This is a genomic window from Pseudomonas sp. CH61 (genome assembly GCF_059429415.1).
Genome location: NZ_CM182098.1, coordinates 2,399,078 through 2,422,024, shown reverse-complemented (window position 1 = coordinate 2,422,024; position 22,947 = coordinate 2,399,078). Strand labels below are relative to the sequence as shown.

The window sequence follows — 22,947 nt, the reverse complement described above, 5'->3', positions numbered from 1 at the left end:
GTTTGACCATGAATGTGAGCGTATTCGGTATTGGTTACGTGGGCCTGGTCCAGGGCGCCGCACTGGCCGAGGTCGGGCACAACGTGCTCTGCGTCGATGTCGACGCGGCCCGGGTCGAGGCGCTGAAACAAGGCACGCTGCCGATCTACGAGCCGGGCCTGAAAAGCCTTGTGCGTGACAATTATCAAAGTGGCCGCCTGCACTTCGGCACCGATCTGGCCGAGGCTGTTCAGCATGGTGATGTGCTGTTGATCGCCGTCGGCACACCGCCCGACGAAGACGGTTCGGCCGATCTGCAATACGTGTTGAGCGTGGCGCAGACCATCGCGCTGAACATGGATCGGCATCAGATCATCGTCGACAAATCCACGGTGCCGGTCGGCACTGGCGATCAGGTGCGTGCGTGTATCGAGCAGGTGCTGGCCGACAGCGATCGCAGTCACCTGACGTTCGATGTGGTGTCGAACCCGGAATTTCTCAAGGAAGGCTGTGCGGTCGAAGACTGCATGCGCCCGGACCGGATCATCATCGGCACCGACAGCGCGCATGCCGAAGCGGTGATGCGCGAACTGTATGAACCGTTCAATCGCAGCCGCGACAAAATCATTGTCATGGACCTTCGCAGTGCTGAGCTGACGAAGTACGCCGCCAATTGCATGCTGGCGACCAAGATCAGCTTCATGAACGAGATGGCCTGCCTCGCCGAAAAGCTCGGTGCCGACATCGAAAAGGTCCGCCACGGCATCGGCGCCGACCCGCGCATCGGTTACCAGTTTATCTACCCGGGCCTGGGTTACGGCGGCTCATGCTTTCCCAAAGACGTCAAAGCGCTGATCCACGCCGCAACAAGTGTCGATATCGACGCCCGACTGCTCAAGGCTGTAGAAGCGCGCAACCAGGACCAGAAAGCCAGTCTGTACAGCAAGATTTTCAATCACTTCGACGGTCATCTGCGCGGCAAGACGTTTGCCCTGTGGGGCTTGAGTTTCAAACCCAATACCGACGACATGCGCGAAGCCCCCAGCCGCGTATTGATAGAGGCCTTGTGGCACGCCGGCGCCAGCGTTCAGGCGTTTGATCCGAAAGCCATGGAAGAGGCGCAGCGCCTGTATGGCGCACGCGATGACCTGACGCTGGCGGGAACCAAGGAAGCGGCGCTGAAAAATGCCGACGCGTTGATCATCGTCACCGAGTGGCAAGCGTTCCGCGCGCCGGACTTTGACCTGCTCAGCCAGCAGCTCAAACAACCGTTGATTTTCGACGGACGCAATCTGTTCGATCCGCAACGTTTGCACAAGCGCGGCTTCACCTACATCTCCGTGGGGCGGCCAACCCCTTCAGTCATTTGAAGGAGCCGCGCCATGTTGCAGTTGGAACTGGTCGGGCATTACTCGGCGAAATTACTGGAGGCCAACCAGGCCTACTCCTTCATCAACTTTGCCTCCATTGGCAGCGTTTTCCAGCAGCCCCCGGGCAGCGTCGCCTATTTCTGCGACGGCATGCTGATGTCGACCTTCATGTCGCGGGTGACCGGCAGGACCATTGGCCGGGTCAGCTTCGACTTCACCTCGATCGCCGACCTTGTCCTCGGCAGCGCCGAGCAACTGGGCAAGCGCGTGTACTTCGTCGGCGCCCGGCAGGCCGAGCTGGAGCTGTTTATCGTCAAGATCGGGGCGCTTTATCCGCGGCTGACCATCGCCGGTTACCACAACGGCTATTTCGACGCCGGCGAGGCTGAAGATATTCAAGCGGACATCTGTCGCAGCGCCGCCGACATCCTGATTGTTGGCCTCGGCGCCGGGCTGCAAGAACAGTTCGAACAGGATGCCCTGCGCGCAGGCTTTCGCGGTGTCGCCTTCACCTGTGGCGGGTTCATCCGCCAGGAAGCGCTAGCGACGCGGCAATACTACCCGGCGCTGATCAATCGCCTGCACCTGCGCGCGTTCTATCGAATGTACCGCGAGCCGCACACGATCAAACGCTACCTCGTCGATTACCCGAGCAACTTCTTGCACCTGCTGACAATGCTCGCCCGGCGCAAAGTCGCCATCAGCGTGGGGGAATGACCATGCACATCCTCTTTATCCTCAAGGATTTCAAGGTGGGCGGTGGCGTCGAGCGCGTGCAGCAACGCTTGTCCGAGCAGTTTCTCAAGGACGGTCGCCGGGTGAGTTTTTTCGTTATCAACGCCGACGTGCCAGATACGCCCGGTGTGCAGCGCTTCAACGGCGGTGGCAGCGGTCTCATCGGTTTGCTCAAGTCGATCGTTTTGTTGCGCCGGCTCATTCAGCGCGAAGGCGTCACCCATCTCATTGCCGCCAAGGAGCAAGCCAACCTCTGCACCTGGTTCGCAACTTTGGGCCGTTTGTGCAAAGTCATCTATTGCCGCCACGCGACCCTCGATTGCAGTGAACAGAACACCGGTCCCGCCAGCCTGCGCTTGCTCTACAGCTTGTACCTGTGTGGTAGCGGCAAGGTCGTCACCGTCTCCAATGCCTTGCGCCAGACACTCATCGAGTTGCTGCCCTGGGGTCAGCAACGCATCCGTTATTGCCCCAATGCGGTGGTCACCGAGCAACTCTTTCAAGCCTCGCAGGCGCCGCTACCCGGCGGAATGCACGGTGCTTACTGGCTTGGCCTGGGCCGTTTGGTCGAGCCGAAAGGTTTTCAGCTGTTGCTCGATGCTTACGCGCTGGCATTGCGCAGCGCTGCGCTGCCGGATCTGGTGATCGTCGGCGATGGCCCGTTGCGCGAGGCACTGACCGCTCAGGCCCGACGTCTGGGCATTGCCCCGCGGGTGCATTTCACCGGATTCCTCAGCAACCCCTATCCGCTGCTCCGGCACGCGCAACTGTTCATTTTGAGCTCCGTGCAAGAAGGCATGCCGACGGTGTTGATCGAGGCGCTGGCACTGGGCACGCCGGTGCTGGCCAGCGATTGCGAGACCGGCCCCAGAGAACTGCTCGACAACGGCCGACTGGGCCAACTGGTGAAGGTCAACGACGTACCGGCGCTGGCCGATGGCATGCTGCGCAGCCTGACCCCACGCGATGACGTCACCTTCAGCGAAACCAGACTCACCGACACCCTGCGTCAGTACACCAGCCAGTACGCGGCGCAGGCGTATTACCAGGTATGGAATCAATGAAAAAACTGCTGATCATCCTGCATGACCTCAGCGCCGGCGGGGCTGAAAAAATGATGGCGCGTCTGGCCGGAGCGCTGGTGGACGCGGGCAATGACGTGACCTTGCTGATGCTCACCGGCGGCGGCATTCACGCCGCGCACCTCGATCCGCGGGTGAAAAAGGTTGAGTTGAATAGTCCGCGCAGCGTCCGTGCAGTGCCGGCACTCACGCGTTTTCTGCGCGCTAATCGCTTTGACGCACAACTGGCAGCCCTCACCCACGTCAACGTGGTGGCGATTGCGGCGGCGACGCTGTCCGGCACGCTGGCACGCCTGCACGTCAGCGAGCGCAATGCCTTTTCCCATGACAAGCACGTCAATCCCGACTTCATGGTGCGCGTCGCGTATCTGTTGGCGCCGCTGTTGTATCGGCTGATTCCCAACCCGGTGATCTGTGTCTCGCGGGGTGTCGCCCAGGATCTGGTCGCCACCACCGTCGCCCGCCGCCAGGACGTGACCATTGCCGACAACCCGGTGCTCGACAACGACTTTCGCCAGAAAACCCCGGGGCTGCCCAGCCACCGCTGGCTGCTGGAAAAATCCGCCCCGGTAATTGTCGCCGTGGGTCGACTGGCGCCGCAAAAAGGCTTCGACACCTTGATCAGCGCGTTCGCCGCATTAGCGGACAGCCGCGCCCGCCTGATCATTTTTGGCGAGGGCGCACTCAGGCCGAATCTGCTGGAACAGGCGCGCGCACTGGGCGTGGCGGAGCGCTTCGATCTGCCGGGCTATGCCAATGCTCCTTTGGCAGAGGTGGCCGCCGCCGATTGCTTCGTGCTGTCGTCGCGCTTCGAGGGCAGCCCCAACGCCTTGGTAGAGGCGTTATCCACGGGCACGCCAGTGGTGGCAACCCGTTGCCCCCATGGCCCGCAAGACATCCTCATTGGCGGTGTGGTCGCGCCACTGGTCGACGTCGACGATCCGCTCGCCCTGGCACAGGCGATTGCCCTGCAACTGGCTACACCGCGCAATCTGCAACGTGAATTGCGCCTGGAGGCCGCCGCCCGCTTCATCAATGCCAGCGCGGTGCAGACCTATCTCAAAGCGTTGATCGGGAGCCCGTCATCATGAGCACACTGGCGATCAGGTATTCGACGTTACGCGACGGCTTCACCTTGTTCGGCGTGCTGTTCTACATCCAGGTAATTACCTTTGTCCTCGGCCTGGGCGGCGCCGCCAGCTTCGGCGATATCGATAAAGACCTCGAAGGCAACGTAGCCAATCAGATCTGCGGACTGATCACGCTGCTGGTGCCGTTGTTTTTCTTCATCCGCAACAAGGTGTTCCTCAGCAAAACCTTTTATCGCAGCAACTTCTTTCTGTTGCTATTCATGTTTTCTGTCATCGCCTCGATCGGCTGGTCCCACGACCCGATGCTGAGTTTCAAGCGCTTTATCGCGATGCTCAGCATGGTGTTTTTCGCCGGTTTCATTGCCTACAACTATTCGCTGGAAAAAATCACCTTCATGCTCGGCTGCGCCATCGGCGGGGCGGCGTTGATCGGCTTGATCCTGGCGGTGGTCATGCCTGACGTCGCGTTCCTCTCCGGGGGGATTCGCGACGGCGCCTTCAAGGGGATTTTTGCCGAAAAGAATGCCGGTGCGCGGCTCAACGCGATCGCCATTCTGTTATTGCTACCGATGATTCGCCGACGCAATCACTGGGCGCTGTTCTGCGCGTTTTTCTCGCTGGTCGCGATCCTGCTCGCGCAGTCGGCGACCGGGGTGGCGCTGATAGTTTCCGGCGCGATCAGCTACTGGTACTTCCTGACCCTGATCCGTTTGCGCATCAACCATTCGCCGCTGATGTTCCTCGGCTGCACCCTCCTCTACCTGCTGGTGTGCCTGTTCCTCTACAGCAACTTCGCGGTACTGCTGGAAATGGCCGGTCGTGACCCGTCACTGACCGATCGCACCCTGATCTGGGAACTGCTAGGGCCGTTTATCGACGGGCAGTTTCTCAAGGGTTACGGCTTCGGCGCCTTCTGGTCCAGCCCCGATGCCGATGGCTTCATTACCCGCTGGGGTTATATCGGTAACGCCCACAGCGGCTACGTCGAAACCCTGCTCAACGGCGGAGTCATCCAACTGACCGCGCTGGCGCTGATGTTTGGTGAAGCCCTGCTCAAGCAGTACCGCGCCGTTACCGCGAATAAAACGGCGCAGTTTCGCGCCAGTGCGCTGGTGATCATCGGCTTGTTCGCCGTCACCAATTATGTGGCGTACGTGATCCCCAACTATCGCTCCGCCGAGTTTCTGGTGTTCTGCACCCTCGCCCTGTCTTTCCGCCATCACCTCGCGACCTACCCCGAAACCTCAGCGGCAGCGCAGCGTCAGCGTGTGTCTGGCAGAGCAGTGCCGCGCGATTCAGCCAACGCGTAACCCAAGGAGAACCACCCGTGCCCAACCAAGCCCCCCCTTCCGTGGATTCAGTGTGCGTCGTCATCCCGATGTACAACGGCGCCGACAGCATTGAGCAAACATTGGCGTCGCTGGTCGGGCAAACCCGCCTGCCGGATCACGTCATCGTCATCGACGATGGCTCCACTGACGACGGCCCACAACGGGTCAGAAACTTCGTCGCGCCGTTTCGCCTGACGCTGCTGCAGCAAGCCAACGAAGGCCAGGCCAGCGCGCGTAATCACGGCATGCGCCACTCGCAAGAAACCTTTGTGGCGATGCTCGATGCCGATGACCAGTGGCACCCGCAAAAGCTCGAACTGCAACTGGCCCTGTACGAAGAACTCAGTCGTCAGGGCCGGCCGGTGGGGTTGATCGACTGCTACGCGCAGGTCAATTACAGCGACGGCCGGCGGCAGCTGGACAACCGCCGCAAAAGCGGCAGGCACTTCTACGACTTCATCCACGCCAACGTCGTCAATGGCGTTTCCACTGCGTTGGTCAGACGCGAGGTGATCATGCAGCTCGGCGGCTTCGATGCGAGTCTGCGTTACTCCGAAGACCGCTACATGTGGACGCGGATCGCCGAACACTGGGAGGTCCACACGGTGCCGCAGGTGCTGCTGGAGCGCACGGTCAACGGCGGCAACATGACCGCGCAACCGAAAAAGTACTACCAGAACAAGATCCATTTCATCGAGGTGTACCTCGCCCGCTACGGCGAGATGCTCAGCCAGCAGCAACGGATCAATTTCGTCCTGAGCAACCACACCGATTTTCTCGAAGCGTTTTCCCGACGCGGCGAGCATGACCAAGTGCTCGGCGTGTACCGGCGAATGCTCGACTGCTCCTGGCAAGCGCTGATCTTCGCCAACGGCAAACCGACCTTGCGCTATCTCTATGCCCGCGCCAGAACATGGCGCAAGGCAACGGCGTCAACTCCAGCTCATTGAATCGGTAACCGCCATGGCCAATCACCGTCTGGTGACATTGAGCTGGATCTTCACCGAGAAATTCGGCCTGATCCTGCTGTCGATGATCACCTTTGTCGTCTACGCGAAGCTGCTGTCGCCGGCCGAGCTGGGTGTGGGCACGATCATCATTGCCATCGTCGAGTTGATTGGCCTGGTGTACTCATCGGTGCTGGAAGATCCGCTGGTACGCCTTGAACGGCTGGAAGACAAACACATCTGCACGGCTTTCTGGGCCGGGGTGCTCGTCAGTCTGGTGTCGATTGTCATCATCTCGCTCGCGGCATTCCTGTACACGCCCGACCCGCTGCTGCAATGGCTGACGGCGGTGGCCTCGGTGAAAATCCTGTTGACCATGATGGCGCGGGTCTATGTGGCGCAAATGCGCCGTAACAGCAACTTCAAAATGCTCGCGTCGCGCACGTTACTGGGCAAAGTCGCGGGCGGCGTCGGCGGCATCGCGGTGGCGCTGTGCGGATGGGGTGCGTGGGCGGTGATTGCCCAGGCGCTGATCATGGAAGGAGTGTCGATCATTGTCCTGATGCGGGCAGACCGGCGACGCATCGCCTTTGCTGTCGACCGGACGGTCTTGCGCGATCTGTTGAAGGCCGGTGCACCGGTTGCCATCAATTCACTGAGTTCACAAACCTTGCAGCGCGGCGTCAACGTGGTGCTGGGCATGACGGCCGGGGCGAACGCGGTCGGCATGTTCAACATGGCGATGCGCATCATCGAGCTGCCGCGCACGGCGATTTATAACGGTCTGCTGAGTTATGCGCTGCCGGCGTTCGCCCGCCGCAGTGCCGAACCCAAGCGTTTGCTCGGGATCATTGGCGACTCGACCGCGGTCAGCGGCTTTGTGTTGACGCCGCTGTTCATCGGCCTTGCGCTCACGGCCAACGACCTCATCCTGTTGATCTTCGGCGCCAAGTGGGCTGACGCCATTCCACTGTTGCAAGTGCTGGCCTGCACCGCGGCCATCGGCAACACCGCCATGTACGCCACCACCGCACTGGTGGCGGTCAACCGCAGCCACCTGACGATCAAGGCGGAAGTGCTGACTACCGCCCTGGCATTGGCGCTGGTCTACAGCCTTGGCAACGTTTATGGCGGCATGGCCGCGGCCGGCGCTCTGCTCGTGCGCATGCTGCTGATCACGCCACTGCAAATTCGCGGCCTCAACCTGGCTATCGGTTACAGCTGGCGACGGTTTGTCGAGGCCAATTACCGCAGCGTGATTGCCGCGCTGGTCATGGCCGCAACCGTGCTGCTGGTGTCACCGCAACTGGGTTTTCAAGGCTACCTGCACCTGATCGGCAACATCGCAGTGGGCGCGCTGAGCTACGCCATGGCGTACAGCCTGATCCACCCGCACTGGCCGCAGGAATTCAAATCGGTTTTCACCGCCCGCTGATTCAGTCCCTGAGACAGGAAGACCTCACCATGCGCAAAACCACGTTGATTACTGGCGGGGCCGGTTACATCGGCTCGCATACCGCTTTGGCGCTCATCAATGCCGGGCACCGGGTGCTGGTGCTCGATAACCTGTGCAACAGCTGTCAGGAGTGCATCGCGCGCCTTGAGCAACTGACCTTGACCCGGGTCGATTTCATCAAGGGCGACATCCGTGATTCCGATCTGCTGGACGACATCTTCCAGCGCTATGACATCGATGCCGTGGTGCATTTTGCCAGCCTCAAATCCGTCGCCGAAAGCGTGCGCAAACCACTCGACTACTACGCAAACAATGTCGCCGGCACGCTGGACCTGTGCCGGGCCATGGCGCGCAACAACGTCTTCCGCCTGGTGTTCAGCTCATCGGCGACGGTGTACGGCGAGCCAACCCGCACGCCGATTGCCGAAGACTTCGGCACCGGCAAACCGGTCAATCCCTATGGTCGCACCAAGCTGATGATCGAAGAGCTGCTGACGGATTTGTGCGAGTCCGATCCGCGCTGGAGCATTGGTCTGTTGCGCTACTTCAATCCGATTGGCGCCCACGAAAGCGGGATGATCGGTGAAGACCCGCGCGGTCGCCCCAACAACCTGCTGCCGTGCCTGACCCAGGTCGCCATTGGCCGGATACCGGAACTCACGGTGTACGGCAGCGACTATCCCACCGTCGACGGCACCTGCGTGCGCGACTACATCCACGTGGTCGACCTCGCCATTGGCCACCTCAAGGCATTGCTGGTGTTGCAGCAGAACCACGGCATCCATTTCTGGAACCTCGGCACGGGGGTCGGCTACAGCGTGTTGCAGATCATCCACAGTTTCGAGGACATCACCGGCATCAGCATTCCCTACCGCTTTGCACCGCGCCGCGAAGGTGACATTGCCAAGTGCTGGGCCGACCCGGCCAAGGCCGGACGCGAGCTGGGCTGGACCGCGCAACGCGACCTGCCACAAATGATTGTCGATGCCTGGCGCTGGCAGTCGTGCAATCCGCAGGGGTATCAGTCTTCCTTCGAAATCCCCGCGCTGCTTGCCTTCAAATGATGTTCTTACGATCGCTGCCGGCGCTGCTGCTGTGGGTTGCGCTGACTGGCAACGCCGCACAAGCGCCTCCGAATGCCGGGCTGGTGCTGTGGCTGGACGCGGCCGATGCATCCAGCCTGAGCGTGAATGCGCAGAACCGTGTGCAGCGCTGGAGCGATAAATCCGGCCAGTCCCATGACGCCAGAGTCGACGAAGGCACCGAGCAGCCGCAAAAGATTGAAAACGCCGTGAATGGCCATGCGGTCGTGCGTTTGAGTGGTACTTCGGCGTTTCTGGGCAAGAGCATTCGCAGTGCAAAAGGGCCTGTCACGGTATTGGTCGTGTCCCGCCGGTTACCCGAACAAGCCGGCGTCGATCCCTGGCAACGGTTGTTCAGCTCACGTGCGCAAACCGCTGACAACGATAACGTGTTGCCGAACTTCGCCATCAGCCTGGCGCAAACCACCGCGTATGAACCGACGGTTTCCGTCCTGGAACTACAGGGGGTGCCGATCGGCCCGTATGCGGTCGGGCGCAATGCCGTCGGTACTTCAGAAAACTTTCGCGGCGATATCGCCGAAGTACTGGTTTACGACCGCCCGTTTGCGTCCCTCGCCGAGCGCCAGCAGGCTTTCCAATACCTTGCGCACAAGTGGTCGGTGGCCGTCCCCAGCCATGCCGATACCTGGACCCGCATCGGTCCGCTGGGCACCGTGCCGACCCGCACTCACGTTTATCTGCCGCTGTCCGATCAAAACAATGCCGGACGCTGGGTACTCGACACGAACCTGTCCGATGACTTCAACGGCAACACCCTCGACCCCACTCGCTGGCACGTCAACAATGCCATCGGCAATGAATCGCTCGGACGCAAACCGGCGCTGTTCACCCCACGCAATGCCAGCGTCAGCAACGGCAACCTGAACATTGTCTTTCGCAAGGAAACCTTGCCGCAGAAGTACGTCGAACTTGGCTTCAAGGATTACACCTCAGCCATGGTCCGTACCCGTGAACGCGGTTTCTACGGCTATTACGAAGCACGCGCCAAACCGATGAACTCCGCAGCGTCGAGCGCATTCTGGCTGGCGTGGACGGGCTTCACGGACAACGCCACGGAAATCGATATCTTTGAAATTGGCGGTAAAACCAAAGGCGCCGCCTCAGATCGCTCCTACAACATGAACGCGCATTTATGGACGACGCCGCACAGTAAAGAACATATCGCCAACGGCAGCACCTGGACCAGCCCATGGCGCCTGGCCAGTGACTTTCATGTCTACGGCTTCGACTGGCAGCCCGACACCCTGCGCTGGTACGTCGATGGCGTGCTGGTCAGGGAATCGCAGAACCGCCACTTCTTCTTCCCGATGCAGATCGTCTTTGACAGTGAGGCCATGTGGAAATGGTTCGGCGTGGTCGACGACGCTGACCTACCGTCCACCTTCGAGATCGACTACATGCACAGGTGGCAACGCGGTCCATAACCGTCACACCAAGCCAGGGACAGTCGACGCCCTCCTGCTGCCATAGCTTTCGCCTTGGGTCGAATTTCACTCGGCAGAGTCGTCAGTTCTCGATCAGCGCTAACACCTCCGGAGCGCCCAAACATGAACAACCGACGACTGAAGGAGCTGGATTTGCTGCGTTTCCTCGCAGCGCTCGCCGTGGTGATTTTTCACTACGCCTTTCGCGGTTATGCGCGGGGCGACATGTCGGTCATGCCCTATCCACTGCTGGCCGAGGTGGCCAAGTACGGTTACCTGGGCGTGGAGCTGTTTTTCATGATCAGCGGTTTTGTCATCCTGATGACCGCGTCGAGCAATAATCTGCAAGTGTTCTTCATCTCCCGCGTGGTGCGCCTGTGCCCGGCATTCTGGGTGTGCTGCACGCTCACCTTTCTGATCACACTGGCCTTCGGGCAGCCCCGATTCAGCGCGGATCTTTATCAATACCTGATCAACATGACCTTCCTTGGCGATCTGCTCGGCGTCCCGCCCATCGACGGCGTGTACTGGTCGCTGTTTGTCGAAATCAAGTTCTACCTGATGATCTCGATACTCCTGGCCTTGAAGAAAATAGACAAAATCGAACCCTGCCTCGTGCTCTGGCTACTGGTCTCGGCCACCGCGGAAGTCCTCGCTTTTGAAAAGCTGCGCTCGATATTGATCACCGATTACGCGGCCTACTTCATCGCCGGTGCCACGTTCTACCTCATCTGGGCGAAGGGTATGACAAAACCGCGCATTGCCTTGGTGGCGGGCGCCTTGGCCTTGGCCACCTTCACCGCCATTACCTGGGCCGAGTCGATCGAAAGCAAATATGCGACGCAATATGATCCCTCGATCATCGGCAGCGTCATTATCGTGTTCTTCATGACCTTCCTGTTGATCGCAACCAACAGAACAGCCGCCATCGGGCGATTGAACTGGACAACATTAGGCGCACTCACCTACCCGCTGTACCTGCTCCATCAAATGATCGGTTTCATCATCTTCAACATGGCCTATCCGGCGGTGAATGCGCACCTGCTGCTGTGGGGCACCGTGGCTTTGATGATCGCTGCGTCCTATGTCATTCACGAAAAGATCGAAACGCCGATGGCCAGACTGATGAAAAGGTCCCTGTCATTTTCCTTCAATCGTCTCCGGGCCGATTAGCCCGAGCCGACGAAAGCTGAAGCGATTTAGCGAACCTTTCCCGCGAAAACAGCGTCCGAGCTAAGGCGTTAACGCTTACCGCTCACCACGAGGTTTCCGTTTGAAAGCAGCCATCGTCAGAAAATACCGTTTGATCATCAAGACTCTGGGCTATGTCGGCTGGGCGTTGTTCTGGCTGCTGCTCTGGGACATCGCCGTCACCGTCGACTTCATGCTGTTCCTCAACGCCAAGCTGAACCTGCCATTGATGCCCCTGACGTTATTGGGTTCGGCATTGATCGTGCTGATCAGTTTTCGCAACAGCAGCGCTTACAACCGCTGGTGGGAAGCACGCACGCTGTGGGGGTCGATGATCAACAATTCGCGCAGCTTCGCCCGCCAAGTGCTGACTTTGCTGGATGATCGCCGATGGCGAGGTCAATCCGGTCAAGTCGACCCTGTTACGCCGCCACGTCGCCTATGTGAACTGCCTCGCGGCGCACCTGCAAGGTCAGCCTTGTCCCGAGGAAGTCCGCGCGTTCATTCCCGCCGAAGAATTCGCCCGCAGTGGCACGACCAATAACTTTGCCAACGATATTCTCACCGGATCAGCGACTTTGCTCGCGCGGGAATACAAGGCCGGGCGCCTGGACAGCATTCGTCTGGCACGGCTGGAGTCGACGCTGGTGGATTTGTCCAACAGTCAGGGCGGCATGGAACGGATCGCGAATACGCCGCTGCCCTACCCTTATGTGTATTTCCCACGGCTGTTTATTTCGCTGTTCTGTCTGATCGTCCCGGTCGGCCTGGTGGAATCGTTGGGCTGGTTCACGCCGCTGGCTTCGACCGTGGTCGGTTTTATGCTGCTGGCCATCGAACGCATCGGCACCGATCTGCAAAGCCCGTTTCGCCACAGCGAGCACCAGATTCAGATGGAAGCGCTGTGCGAAACCATCGAGAAGAACCTGCAGTCGATGCAGCGTGATTCGTTGGGTGACGTGCGCCGAATTGAAGAGAACGCTTAAGGGGGCGGGAACCGTCAGGGCTTCTGACGGTTCCCGAGTCAATCAGAACGCCGGCACCACATCACCGTGATAACGCTCAAGAATGAACTGCTTCACTTGCGGTGAATTGAGCAGCGCGCCGAGCTTCTGCACCGCCGGCGCATTGGCCTTGTCGCGACGCACGTACAGGTAATTGGCGTACGGCGACTCCGAACTTTCGATAAACAGCGCGTCTTTGTGCGGCACCAGTTTGGCTTCCAGCGCGTAGTTGGCGTTGATCAACGCCATGTCGACCTGATTCAACACCCGCGGCAGCATGGCCGCTTCGAGTTCCTGGAACTTCAGATGCTTGGGATTGCTGACGATGTCCAGGCGCGTGGCCATGATGTTGTCAGGATCCTTCAGAGTGATCAGGCCTTGTTTGGCGATCAGCAGCAGCGCCCGACCGGAGTTGGCCGGGTCGTTGGGAATGGCGATCGTCGCGCCATCCTTGAGTTCGCTGATGCTTTTGATCTTCTTCGAATAGGCGCCAAACGGTTCGATGTGCACGGCGACGATCGGCACTTGATCGCTGCTCGGCCGGTCTTTTTTGTAGGCCTCGTAATACGGTTTGCTCTGGAAGTAATTGGCGTCGAGCAAGCCTTCATCCGTCTGCCGGTCGGGCTGGATATAGTCCGAGAACACTTTGACGTCCAGCGTCACCCCTTCCTTGGCCAGTTCCGGTTTCAAGAACTCGAGGATCTCGGCATGGGGCACAGGCACCACGGCGATTTTCAGGGTTTCGGCATAGGCATTGCCCAGGGCGGCGACCAGCAGTGCTACGGAGAGCGCGACGCGTTTCACGATAGTTTTCCTTCGAAGCGTTTCAGGGAGAAAGAGGACAGATCCAGGTGGCTCGAGCCGCGCATGCACCACTGTGCAAACGCTTCGCCCAGCGCGGCGGAATGCTTGAAGCCGTGACCGGAACAGGCCGAGACGAACAGGGTGTGTTGCAGCGACGGATGCTCGTCGATGATGAAATGGCGATCCGGGGTCACGGTGTAGGCGCAAACCGCAGTCTTGAGCACTTTCGAGGTCACGCCGGCGATGCGCTCGTGCACCTGGTGCTCGTACATGTCCTGCGCTTCGGCCGCTGAAACCGTGCGGTCGATGGCCTGAGGTGACGTTGCGGTGTGGTACTGCGCTGTGGCGATTTTCATGCTGCTTTCGCCGGGTAGCGCGGGAAAGCCGTAGTTGATTTTGTCGTCGCCGCGGCCGTGGGTGAAGATGAACGTCGGTGAGTGGCCGACCAGTCCGGCGTTCTCTTCCAGTTCGAACCAGAACAGTTTCTGCCGGTAAACACTCAGCAGGTTCTCATACGGCTCACCGAGCCACTCACCGTTCCAGTTGCCTGCGCTGATCACCAGTTTGTCGGCGCGTAGCGTGCGCTGGTTGGTCGTGACTGTGACCCCTGCTTCGTTTGAGCTGATAGCGGTGACGGTCTCGCCTTTATAAAGCGTCGCCCCGTGTTGCTCGGCCAGTTTGAGCTGCACGTCGATGCAGCGCTCGGGGCGCACGAAGCCGCCGCCCGGTTCGAAATAGCCGATGGCCGAGTCGTGCACGTTGGCGAATTGCGGGAAGCGCTGGCGAATCTGTTCGGCGGACAGGACTTCGTGCTCGATGCCGTAAGTCCGCGCCAGGCCGATGGTGCGCAAGGTGAAGTCGGTCGGGTCTTCAGGATCGAATTCGGCGCTCGACGTCAGCACCAGCAACCCCGATTGCTCGAACAGCGATTCCCCGGTCAGTGCCTCCAGCTCACGCCAGATGCGATGAGAATTGCGCACGATGGGCACATATTGCGCGCCCTCTCCGACCGAAAGCCGAGTGATGCGCGTGTCGCCATGGCTGGAACCGAGGTTGTGCGGTGGGTGATGACGATCAATACCGACAACGTTCACTCCCGCTTTCGCCAACTGATAAACCGTGGCAGCGCCCATGGCGCCCAAGCCCAGAACCACTACCTCACATCGCTCGGACATAAATAGCCACCTATCAAAAAGGCGCCAGTTGAGCGTTAAACCTTGGCGAATTCCAAGATTAAAAAAGCATATCCATATAGCTCGATGCGTCCATCGACCGCTCTGGGTCGGGCTGCCCGGCGGTTATTCGTCGCATTTACAACCCGGAGAAAATCAATTACGCCAGAGGGCGCGGCTTTCGATATCTGTCACAAATCACAATAAATCTGACAGAACAGTTATTTTTTTGCTCATTTCGACAGACATTTCCCCATCTGAGACACCCTCAGGCGCGAGTCAAAACCTCGAACTACGCTTCACGTTGAAATTTGTGATTTAACTAGGTAGTTACCTAACTATATAATGCGCGCCTCATTTCAACGGGACACTCAACGTGAAGCAGAGTCAACGCCTCTCGGGCATATCAAAATTCATTCTGATCGGGCTGGGCGTCGTCATCGCCCTGCTCGGCTTGGCGCTGGCTGCTGGCGGCGTGAAGTTGGTCAGCCTGGGAGGCTCGTGGTACTTCCTGGTGGGTGGCTTGGTCATGGCCGTTTCCGGTCTGCTGATCGCGCGCTTCAAGCTTGCCGGTGCGTGGCTGTTCGCCGCGTTTCTGGTGGGCACCGCGATCTGGGCGGTGAGCGATGCAGGGCTGGTGTTCTGGCCGGTGTTCTCGCGCCTGTTCATGTTCAGTGTGATCGGCTTGGTCGTGGCGCTGGTTTATCCGCAGCTCAAGCGTGCCAACGGTGGCGTTGCGGGTCGCGGCGCTTACGCTGTGGCTGCGGTGCTGGCGGTCGGCGTGGTTGTGGCGGCCGGCAATATGTTTGTCGCCCATCCAACCGTGGCGGCAACCGGCACTGGCCCGGGCCTGACCCCGGTCGAGCCGGACAAGGCGCAAAAAGACTGGGCCCACTACGGTAATACCGAAGGTGGCAGTCGCTTCGCTGCGCTGGACCAGATCAACCGCAGCAACGTCGACAAGCTGAAAGTGGCGTGGACCTACCACACCGGTGACGTCGCCGAGAGCGATGGCAACGGTGCTGAAGATCAGCTGACCCCGCTGCAGGTTGGCAACAAGGTGTTCATCTGCACCCCGCACAACAACCTGATCGCCCTCGATGCCGACACCGGTAAAGAGCTGTGGAAGAACGCGATCAACGCTCAGTCGAAAGTCTGGCAGCGCTGCCGTGGCATGGCCTATTTCGACGCCACCAAAGCGATTGCTCAGCCGAGCAACTCGTCGATCATCGAAGCCAAGCCTGCGCCGGCCGCCAATTGCCAGCGTCGTCTGCTGACCAACACCATCGATGCGCGCCTGATCGCGGTCGATGCGGACACCGGCGAGTTCTGCCAGGGTTTCGGCAACAACGGCCAGGTTGATCTGAAGGCCGGTCTGGGTAACGTGCCGGACAGCTACTATCAGCTGTCCTCCGCTCCGCTGATGGCCGGCACCACCGTGGTGGTTGGCGGTCGCGTGGCGGACAACGTACAAACCGACATGCCCGGCGGCGTAATCCGTGGTTTCGATGTGATGACTGGCGCCATGCGCTGGGCGTTCGACCCGGGCAACCCGCAGGATAAAAACGCGCCGGCCGAAGGCAGCACTTATGTGCGCAGCACGCCGAACAGCTGGGCGCCGATGTCCTATGACCCGGCCACCAACACCGTGTTCCTGCCGATGGGCAGTTCGTCGACCGACATCTACGGTGTCGAGCGCAGCAAACTCGATCACACCTACGGTGCTTCGATCCTCGCGCTGGACGCCACCAGCGGTGACGAGCGCTGGGTATTCCAGACCGTGCACAACGATCTCTGGGACTTCGACCTGCCGATGCAGCCGAGCCTGATCGACTTCACCAAGGACGGCAAAAGCATTCCGGCGCTGGTCATCGGCACCAAGGCTGGGCAGATCTACGTGCTCGACCGTGCCACCGGCAAACCGCTGACCGAGGTTAAAGAAGTCCCGGTGAAAGCGGCGAACATCCCGAACGAACCGTACTCCCCTACCCAGCCGAAATCGGTGGGCATGCCAGAAATCGGTGCTCAGCACCTGACTGAATCGGACATGTGGGGCGCTACTCCATACGATCAGCTGCTCTGCCGCATCGACTTCAAAGGCATGCGCTACGACGGCCTGTACACCGCGCCGGGCATGGACAAATCGCTGAGCTTCCCGGGTTCGCTGGGTGGCATGAACTGGGGCAGCATTTCCACTGATCCGGTACACGGCTTCATCTTCGTCAACGACATGCGTCTGGGTCTGTGGATTCAGATGATTCCGTCGCAGAACAAAGGCCAGGCCGCTGGCGGTGGCGAAGCGCTGAACACTGGCATGGGCGCCGTGCCGCTGAAAGGCACGCCTTACGCGGTGAACAAAAACCGCTTCCTGTCGGTAGCCGGCATTCCTTGCCAGGCACCACCGTTCGGCACGCTGACGGCGATCGACATGAAGACCCAGAAAATCGCCTGGCAGGTTCCGGTCGGCACCGTTGAAGACACCGGTCCGCTGGGCATCCGCATGCACCTGCCGATCAAGATCGGTCTGCCAACCCTCGGCGGCACCCTGTCGACCCAAGGTGGTTTGATCTTCATCGCCGGCACCCAGGACTTCTACCTGCGCGCCTTCAACAGCGGCAACGGTGAAGAAGTCTGGAAAGCACGTCTGCCAGTCGGCAGCCAGGGCGGCCCGATGACCTATGTTTCGCCGAAAACCGGCAAGCAGTACATCGTCATCACCGCGGGCGGCGCGCGTCAGTCGACCGATCGCGGCGACTACGTGATGGCTTACGCCCTGCCGTAAATCACGGCGTCCACGTTAAACGCGGACGCTTGCTTCGAGCGCGGCACCTTCGGGTGCCGCGCTGCTTTCCCCCCTATTGCTCAAGTTTTCTGCAGGAAGATTTACATGCTATCGGCTGTTGGTTTTTCCCGTTCCGACCTGTTCAAAGGCCTGTTGCTGGGCGTCGCATGCACCACCACCCTCCCCGCGCTGGCCGACAACGATTCTGATCTGTTGACCCGCAGCACCCTTACCGGTGACTGGGGTGGCTTGCGTCACCAGATGGATGAACAAGGCATCAAGTTCACCGGCGATTACAGCGGTGAAATGGCCTACAACGCCGACGGCGGCCTGCATCGCTCGGCGCGCTACTCGCAGAACATCAAGCTCGGCGTGCAGTTCGACCTGAGCAAACTGTACGGCGTCGACAATGCCGGCAAGGTCCAGTTGACCATCAACGACCGTCGCGGTAACAGCGCCTCGGAAGATCTGGTCGGCAACCGCTTGCCGATCCAGGAAAACTACGGTGGCCTGTACACGCGCCTGACCGAACTGAGTTACGAGCGCAGCCTGTTTACCCCGGCGCTCAACGTGAAGCTCGGTTACATGGCCATGGGTAATGACCTCGGCGGCCTCGACAGCGGCATTCTGTGCAACTTCATGAACGCCGGTTTCTGCGGCCATCCGCTGAACATGTCCGGTGGCAGCGGCTGGACCAACTACCCCAATGCCCATTTGGGCGTGCGGGTGAAATACGACCTGTCGTCCTCGTGGCAACTGCGCGTGGCCGCGTTCAACGTCGACCCGGAAAGCAACGGCAACTCCAGCCGTGCCTGGCACCTTGGCCCGAAACACACCACTGGCACCGTGGTGCCGATCGAGCTGGTCTACAAACACGCGGGCGCCCTGCCAGGCGAATACAAACTCGGCTATTACTACGACAGCTCCGATGTAAAACGCATCGGCAGCGATAAAGAAGTGTCCGGTCGCGGCGGTCATTACCTGCTGATCGATCAGGCGGTCTGGAACTCGCCAACTTCCGAAGGCCGCAGCCTGCACGCGTTCGGTCAGTACTCGGCGGCCAGCGAAGCGGCTTCGCCGTTCAGCAAGTGGTACGGCACCGGCGTGGTCCTGTACAAACCGTTCGAAGGTCGCCCGCGAGACACCGTTGCTCTCGGTTACGGCCGCGCCGTGCCGAACCCGCGCAGCCGCGACGTGCTGCAGGACGCCGCTTTGAACAATGGCACCGCGTTTCCGAACCTGGACAGCGCCGAGCAATTGATCGAACTCGGCTACGGTTATCAGGCCACGCCTTGGCTGACGCTGCGACCGAATATGCAGTACATCATCGAGCCGGGCGCGTTTTCCGGGCAGGACATCGACAATGCGCTGGTGTTTGGTTTGCAGGTGAAAGCTGCACTCTGAGGCCCCGAATAGCAGGCAATAAAAAACCCGGTTTGAATGCCGGGTTTTTTATTGTCTTCAAGATCACTTTTTCTTTTTAGCCGGCTTGTCAGCCTTCTTCGAATCCTTGGCCTTCTCAGGCTTGCTGTCGGCTTTCTTGGCAGACTTCTTCGGCTCGGCATCTTTTTTCTTGTCTTTCTTGTCCTTGTCGGAGGACTTTGAAAGCGCCGAAGCTGCGGCTGATTTCTTCTCAGGCGATGACTTTTTGTCCTTCAAATCCTTGCTGGCTTTCGAAGCGTCACCTTTGTCTTTGCTTTTCTTTTCGTCTTTAGCCACGTTGACCACCTCTCGGAGTGTGCCGTTATTGACACAGCGCCTGTGCGATTGACCACAAGCTAATCATTAGGCGAGCAGGTTCCGAGGCCGTTCAGATTATTTTCAGGCGTTCGAAAAAAGCCAAATAAAGGCAGCGCCGGCTATTGTCAGCGCCACCGTTTAACAATGGCCCGCTAATCAGGCTTTGTTGCCAGCCTTTTTCTTACAATAAATCAAGAAGTTAGTAATTGAAGAGACCTGCATGGGTCGGCAGCTTGTATTGCACCACACAAAAACAAGATCCCAATCCCATGCAGGCCATCCGATTCTTACACTGCGCGCTCGCCCAAGCACTTCCCGCTGTCCATTCTCGTCGTCTGAAAACATTGATGTGTTGTGTCAGCGCATTACTCCAAGGACGTCGGCTCATTCTGACGGGGCTTGGTCGATTCATGTCAGGCAAGGCCTGCCCCAAACACACCATCAAACGAGTCGATCTGTTGCTGGGTAATCGGCATCTGCAAACCGAGCGATCGCTGTTTTGGAGCTGATGCAGGTTTTCGCCGGCCATGGATCAAAGCCGTCGAGGCGCAAGGCTGGTATTACGTGGGTCGAGTGCGTAACCGGGATCTCTACCGCAACGACGCACAAATTTGGCTGCCGGTTAAAAACCTCTACGCCTTGGCGTCGTCCGCACCAAAATCACTGGGTCGGATCGAGATGACCCAAAGCGCTCCGCACTTCATCCATTTGTACTGCATCAGGCATTCTGCAAAGGGTCGCAAGCATCAGCGTGTCACCGGTTCAATCGCCAAAAACAAACTCAGCAGGCAATCGGCCAATCGTGAGCGAGAGCCTTGGTTATTGGCCAGCAACTTACCGGAGGATCAATGGAATCCATCGAGAATCGTGGCCATTTACAAGCAGCGCATGCAGATAGAGGAAGGCTTCAGGGATGTAAAAAGCGAGCACTTTGGCGCTGGCGTGACTCGCCATCGGAGTCACTGTCCACGCCGAATCGAAGTGCTTTTACTGATCTCGGCTTTGGCCAATTACATCATTTGTTTAACGGGGTTGCAGGCCCGCGAAGCGGGTCATGAACATCGTTTTCAAAGCAATAGTCTTTAACGCCGACGGGTGTTGTCGCTGTGGCGACTGGGCTTGGGATACTGGCGCAGTGGACGCGGCTCAAACTCTCGAAAAACCTTGGAGAGACTTGAGCGCGCCTTGCGAGCCGAGGTACATCAACAGGCGCAGGTGTTGGAGTAGTATGTGGGGATCCCTCAGATCTGGCCCCTTATTCCTTCTGTCCTTTTCACGCTTTTCTCTCTTCTCTTGTCCCTTTATCGCAAAAAAGTATTAAAAACTGTCATTTATTACAGGTGATCCAATGCTGATAACAGCCTACTGTTTTATTGCGTAATCCGAGGAAAGGCAGTGAGACGGATATGCATTCCATTTGTTATTGTCAGTAAAATACTTAGGAGATTAGTGTGATGGAAAATGATGAAGGAAAAAAAATTGCCGATAGTAGGGTTGGTATTGGTAATGAGTTGAGCGTACCTTTAAATGAAAAGGGCCAGTGGGAGACAAAGGCATCAGGTTATAGGGGGACTCTTGAAGGGACCGATAGTTACGGATTGACAATGAAGACAGTGGTCAACATGAAGCCAGTCTCAGTTTATGTAAAATATGCCCATATAGCCGTTATATACAACAAAGATGACATTTATAGCGTTAAACGGTCTAATAAAGGAATTGGTGGAATTTTTAATGACAATGATAGCGTTCAACCGCCTCCTGATGAAGAGGATGGTTTCATTATTCCTCCTAATGGAGGGCGTACTGATGACATTAAGAGTGATCATTAAACTACCTAATGAAGGGGTTGGTATCAGTATTGAATAGGTCATCAAAAAACGGAAGAAAGAGGGGATTTATTTAATCGACTTCTTTAATAACTCCCTCTCTTTCTGATCAACAGGAGGATAGATCCTGAGGGACCCCCGATTTTTCTTGCAGAATATCAAGAAGTTGGAATATTGGAGAGATCTGCATGAGTCGGCAACTTGATTTGCACCACACAAATACAAGAAACCGAACCCATGCAGGCCATCCAGAACGCTCGCTCAAGCACTGCCCTCTATCCATTCTCGCCGCCTGACATCACTGAGCCTTTGATCCTGGTCACTGGTCTCGAATTGACACTTAAGGCACAGCCTTTTTGCTAAGAGCATCGACTCCTCTGGCGGGGCGCTCATTTCCTGTTTATGAAAGCGTTCATGAGCGCGAGAGCTGCCCCAAGTACCAAAACCGCCTACTCAAATCTCTGGTCGAATTGCTACCTGATAACTGCGTCGCGATTCTGGTCACCGGTGCAGGTTTTCGACGACCGTGGATGAAGGCAGTGGCTGCGCAAGGCTGGTATTACGTCGCGCGATAAGGAATAGCGAACTTTATCGGCGCGATGAAACTGACTGGCAACCGGTGAAGAATTTGTATGCTTTGACCGCCGCCTCACCCAAGGCACCTGGCCGTGTCGAGATGACGCGAAGCGCCCCACACTTCATCGACTGGTACTGCGTACGGCACTGCGCCAAGCGCCGCAAACACCAACGCGTTACGGGTTCAATTGCAAAAAAACAAACTGAGTCGACAGTCCGCCAGACGCGAGCGTGAACCATGGTTGCTTGCCCGCAACCTGGCTCAGGGCGAGTGGAATTCGGCAAAGATCGTGGCGGTTTATAAACGCCGTATGCAAATTGAGCAGGGCTTCAGGGATGTGAAGAGTGAGCACTTGGGATTGGGTCTGAATCTACATCGAAGCCATTGCCTGCATCGTATTGAGATACTGCTGTTGATTGCCGCTCTCGCCCATTGACCTGCTCTTTTTAACAGGACTTCAGGCTCGAAAAAGTAACCTTGAGCGGCGCTATCAAAGCAACAGTCTCAGAGAAAGACGCGTGCTCTCATTGTGGCGACTGGGCCTGGAGTCTTGGCGTAGATGCATAGCGTTCGGAGGCAGCGGAGACTGGGAAAGATTGGAGAAAGCTCTGCGCGATGAGGTGCGTCATCAGGCGCAGAGCCTGGAGTAGATTTGTGGGGATCCCTCAGGGTCTGTCTTTTAATCCCGCTCTACTGGCCAGTTTCAGCGGTTCCAACCTCTCGCTCCGGTTTCATAAAAATGGTCAACGCAATAGGCTCTTCCCTTGAGTACACGTTGCTCGCAGTCCTTCGCCAGACAAGCAGAAGTATCCAGACCGCCATGATTCTCGACCATGCGCAGCTTTATCAAAGTTTCCATATCAGCTGATTCCCAGCCCTCGGGCGAGTCCAGCTTGCGCGCGTACAGCGGTTGATATTTATCCCACTCATCGGTTCGCCAAAGCTGCCCACACCCGGGGCATTGCAATAGTTTGACCCAGTCCGCCGTTGCAAGGCAGCGCATTCCTGCGACAAACGCCGTGTACTTCTGACCAATCTCTACCAGGTCGCCCTTGGCGTTGCAGCTACATTGCATTTTCCTACTCCGAATCTTCTTGCTTCTACTCATTTCAAGGTAAGGGCCTGCTGCTGGACGAAAGCAGTCGTTCGCGACGAGTGTCCATCGACCATAAGCAGCTCTTGGTGGGGAGCAATAATTGTCTGACGCAAAGATTCAATTGGCGACGTCAGCGGGGCCCGGAAGGAGTTCATAGGCCAACCCGGCCTCATAAAAGCACGCTCGCCACTCTAGAAAACCAGGACGGTCCTCGCACAGAAGGCGAACGATCTGCCC

General features: G+C 58.3%; 18 protein-coding genes and 2 pseudogenes. 16 read left to right on the top strand and 4 right to left on the bottom strand.

Annotated elements, in window-relative coordinates; genetic code table 11:
* Nucleotides 1-8 precede the first annotated feature (8 nt).
* The 11 genes and pseudogenes from AC5SEM_RS10805 (at nucleotide 9) to AC5SEM_RS10755 (ending at nucleotide 12,695) form a co-directional block, all read left to right on the top strand.
* Nucleotides 9-1,349, top strand: coding sequence for a UDP-glucose dehydrogenase family protein (locus AC5SEM_RS10805; protein ID WP_495472931.1), 1,341 nt, complete (start codon nucleotides 9-11; stop codon nucleotides 1,347-1,349).
* Between the two features lie 12 nt (nucleotides 1,350-1,361).
* Nucleotides 1,362-2,066, top strand: a complete 705-nt coding sequence (locus AC5SEM_RS10800; protein WP_495472930.1) for a WecB/TagA/CpsF family glycosyltransferase — start codon at nucleotides 1,362-1,364, stop codon at nucleotides 2,064-2,066.
* Between the two features lie 2 nt (nucleotides 2,067-2,068).
* Nucleotides 2,069-3,148, top strand: coding sequence for a glycosyltransferase (locus tag AC5SEM_RS10795; RefSeq protein WP_495472929.1), 1,080 nt, complete (start codon nucleotides 2,069-2,071; stop codon nucleotides 3,146-3,148).
* Nucleotides 3,145-4,257, top strand: a complete 1,113-nt coding sequence (locus tag AC5SEM_RS10790) for a glycosyltransferase (RefSeq protein WP_495472928.1) — start codon at nucleotides 3,145-3,147, stop codon at nucleotides 4,255-4,257. Before AC5SEM_RS10795 ends, AC5SEM_RS10790 begins: the two co-directional genes overlap by 4 nt.
* Nucleotides 4,254-5,567: an O-antigen ligase family protein gene (locus AC5SEM_RS10785; protein ID WP_495472927.1), complete on the top strand. Its 1,314-nt coding sequence runs from the start codon at nucleotides 4,254-4,256 to the stop codon at nucleotides 5,565-5,567. The genes AC5SEM_RS10790 and AC5SEM_RS10785 overlap by 4 nt, the downstream gene beginning before the upstream one ends.
* A gap of 17 nt (nucleotides 5,568-5,584) precedes the next feature.
* Nucleotides 5,585-6,538, top strand: coding sequence for a glycosyltransferase family 2 protein (locus tag AC5SEM_RS10780; RefSeq protein ID WP_495472926.1), 954 nt, complete (start codon nucleotides 5,585-5,587; stop codon nucleotides 6,536-6,538).
* Between the two features lie 13 nt (nucleotides 6,539-6,551).
* The gene (locus tag AC5SEM_RS10775) at nucleotides 6,552-7,970 is read left to right on the top strand and encodes an oligosaccharide flippase family protein (protein WP_495472925.1); all 1,419 of its coding nucleotides are present in this window, start codon (nucleotides 6,552-6,554) and stop codon (nucleotides 7,968-7,970) included.
* A 29-nt stretch (nucleotides 7,971-7,999) separates the two neighbouring features.
* Entirely contained in the window at nucleotides 8,000-9,055 is a 1,056-nt protein-coding gene (gene galE, locus AC5SEM_RS10770; protein ID WP_495472924.1) for a UDP-glucose 4-epimerase GalE, read from the top strand.
* Nucleotides 9,055-10,518, top strand: coding sequence for a family 16 glycosylhydrolase (locus AC5SEM_RS10765; RefSeq protein WP_495472923.1), 1,464 nt, complete (start codon nucleotides 9,055-9,057; stop codon nucleotides 10,516-10,518). The genes galE and AC5SEM_RS10765 overlap by 1 nt, the downstream gene beginning before the upstream one ends.
* Nucleotides 10,519-10,671: 153 nt before the next feature.
* Nucleotides 10,672-11,691: an acyltransferase family protein gene (locus AC5SEM_RS10760; RefSeq protein WP_495472922.1), complete on the top strand. Its 1,020-nt coding sequence runs from the start codon at nucleotides 10,672-10,674 to the stop codon at nucleotides 11,689-11,691.
* Nucleotides 11,692-11,791: 100 nt separating this feature from the next.
* A pseudogene (locus AC5SEM_RS10755) lies at nucleotides 11,792-12,695 on the top strand (bestrophin family protein).
* 42 nt (nucleotides 12,696-12,737) lie between these two features.
* On the opposite strand, the gene AC5SEM_RS10750 reads toward AC5SEM_RS10755, so the two are convergent.
* A complete protein-coding gene (locus tag AC5SEM_RS10750) occupies nucleotides 12,738-13,517 on the bottom strand; it encodes a MetQ/NlpA family ABC transporter substrate-binding protein (RefSeq protein ID WP_495472921.1) in 780 nt (259 codons plus the stop codon).
* On the bottom strand, nucleotides 13,514-14,692 hold the full coding sequence (gene solA / locus AC5SEM_RS10745; RefSeq protein ID WP_495472920.1) for an N-methyl-L-tryptophan oxidase: 1,179 nt from the start codon (nucleotides 14,690-14,692) through the stop codon (nucleotides 13,514-13,516). The genes AC5SEM_RS10750 and solA overlap by 4 nt, the downstream gene beginning before the upstream one ends.
* A gap of 373 nt (nucleotides 14,693-15,065) precedes the next feature.
* Between solA and AC5SEM_RS10740 the strand changes: the two genes are divergently transcribed.
* Together AC5SEM_RS10740 and AC5SEM_RS10735 are read left to right on the top strand one after the other, a co-directional pair.
* Nucleotides 15,066-17,471, top strand: coding sequence for a glucose/quinate/shikimate family membrane-bound PQQ-dependent dehydrogenase (locus AC5SEM_RS10740; RefSeq protein ID WP_495472919.1), 2,406 nt, complete (start codon nucleotides 15,066-15,068; stop codon nucleotides 17,469-17,471).
* Between the two features lie 105 nt (nucleotides 17,472-17,576).
* Entirely contained in the window at nucleotides 17,577-18,875 is a 1,299-nt protein-coding gene (locus tag AC5SEM_RS10735; protein ID WP_455805483.1) for a carbohydrate porin, read from the top strand.
* Between the two features lie 63 nt (nucleotides 18,876-18,938).
* Here AC5SEM_RS10735 and AC5SEM_RS10730 read toward each other — a convergent pair whose 3' ends face one another.
* Entirely contained in the window at nucleotides 18,939-19,199 is a 261-nt protein-coding gene (locus AC5SEM_RS10730; protein ID WP_163013585.1) for a hypothetical protein, read from the bottom strand.
* A 281-nt stretch (nucleotides 19,200-19,480) separates the two neighbouring features.
* On the opposite strand from AC5SEM_RS10730, the pseudogene AC5SEM_RS10725 reads away from it, so the two are divergent.
* The 3 genes and pseudogenes from AC5SEM_RS10725 (at nucleotide 19,481) to AC5SEM_RS10715 (ending at nucleotide 22,050) form a co-directional block, all read left to right on the top strand.
* Nucleotides 19,481-20,438: pseudogene (locus AC5SEM_RS10725) on the top strand (IS4 family transposase).
* Nucleotides 20,439-20,665: 227 nt separating this feature from the next.
* Nucleotides 20,666-21,040 carry a hypothetical protein gene (locus tag AC5SEM_RS10720; protein WP_495472918.1) on the top strand — a complete coding sequence of 125 codons (375 nt, stop codon included), beginning with the start codon at nucleotides 20,666-20,668 and terminating at the stop codon, nucleotides 21,038-21,040.
* 815 nt (nucleotides 21,041-21,855) lie between these two features.
* Nucleotides 21,856-22,050 (top strand): transposase, encoded by a 195-nt coding sequence (locus AC5SEM_RS10715; RefSeq protein ID WP_495472917.1) that lies wholly within the window; start codon nucleotides 21,856-21,858, stop codon nucleotides 22,048-22,050.
* Between the two features lie 267 nt (nucleotides 22,051-22,317).
* Here AC5SEM_RS10715 and AC5SEM_RS10710 read toward each other — a convergent pair whose 3' ends face one another.
* Complete coding sequence (locus AC5SEM_RS10710; RefSeq protein WP_495472916.1) at nucleotides 22,318-22,689, bottom strand: hypothetical protein; 372 nt, start codon at nucleotides 22,687-22,689, stop codon at nucleotides 22,318-22,320.
* Between the last annotated feature and the right edge of the window lie 258 nt (nucleotides 22,690-22,947).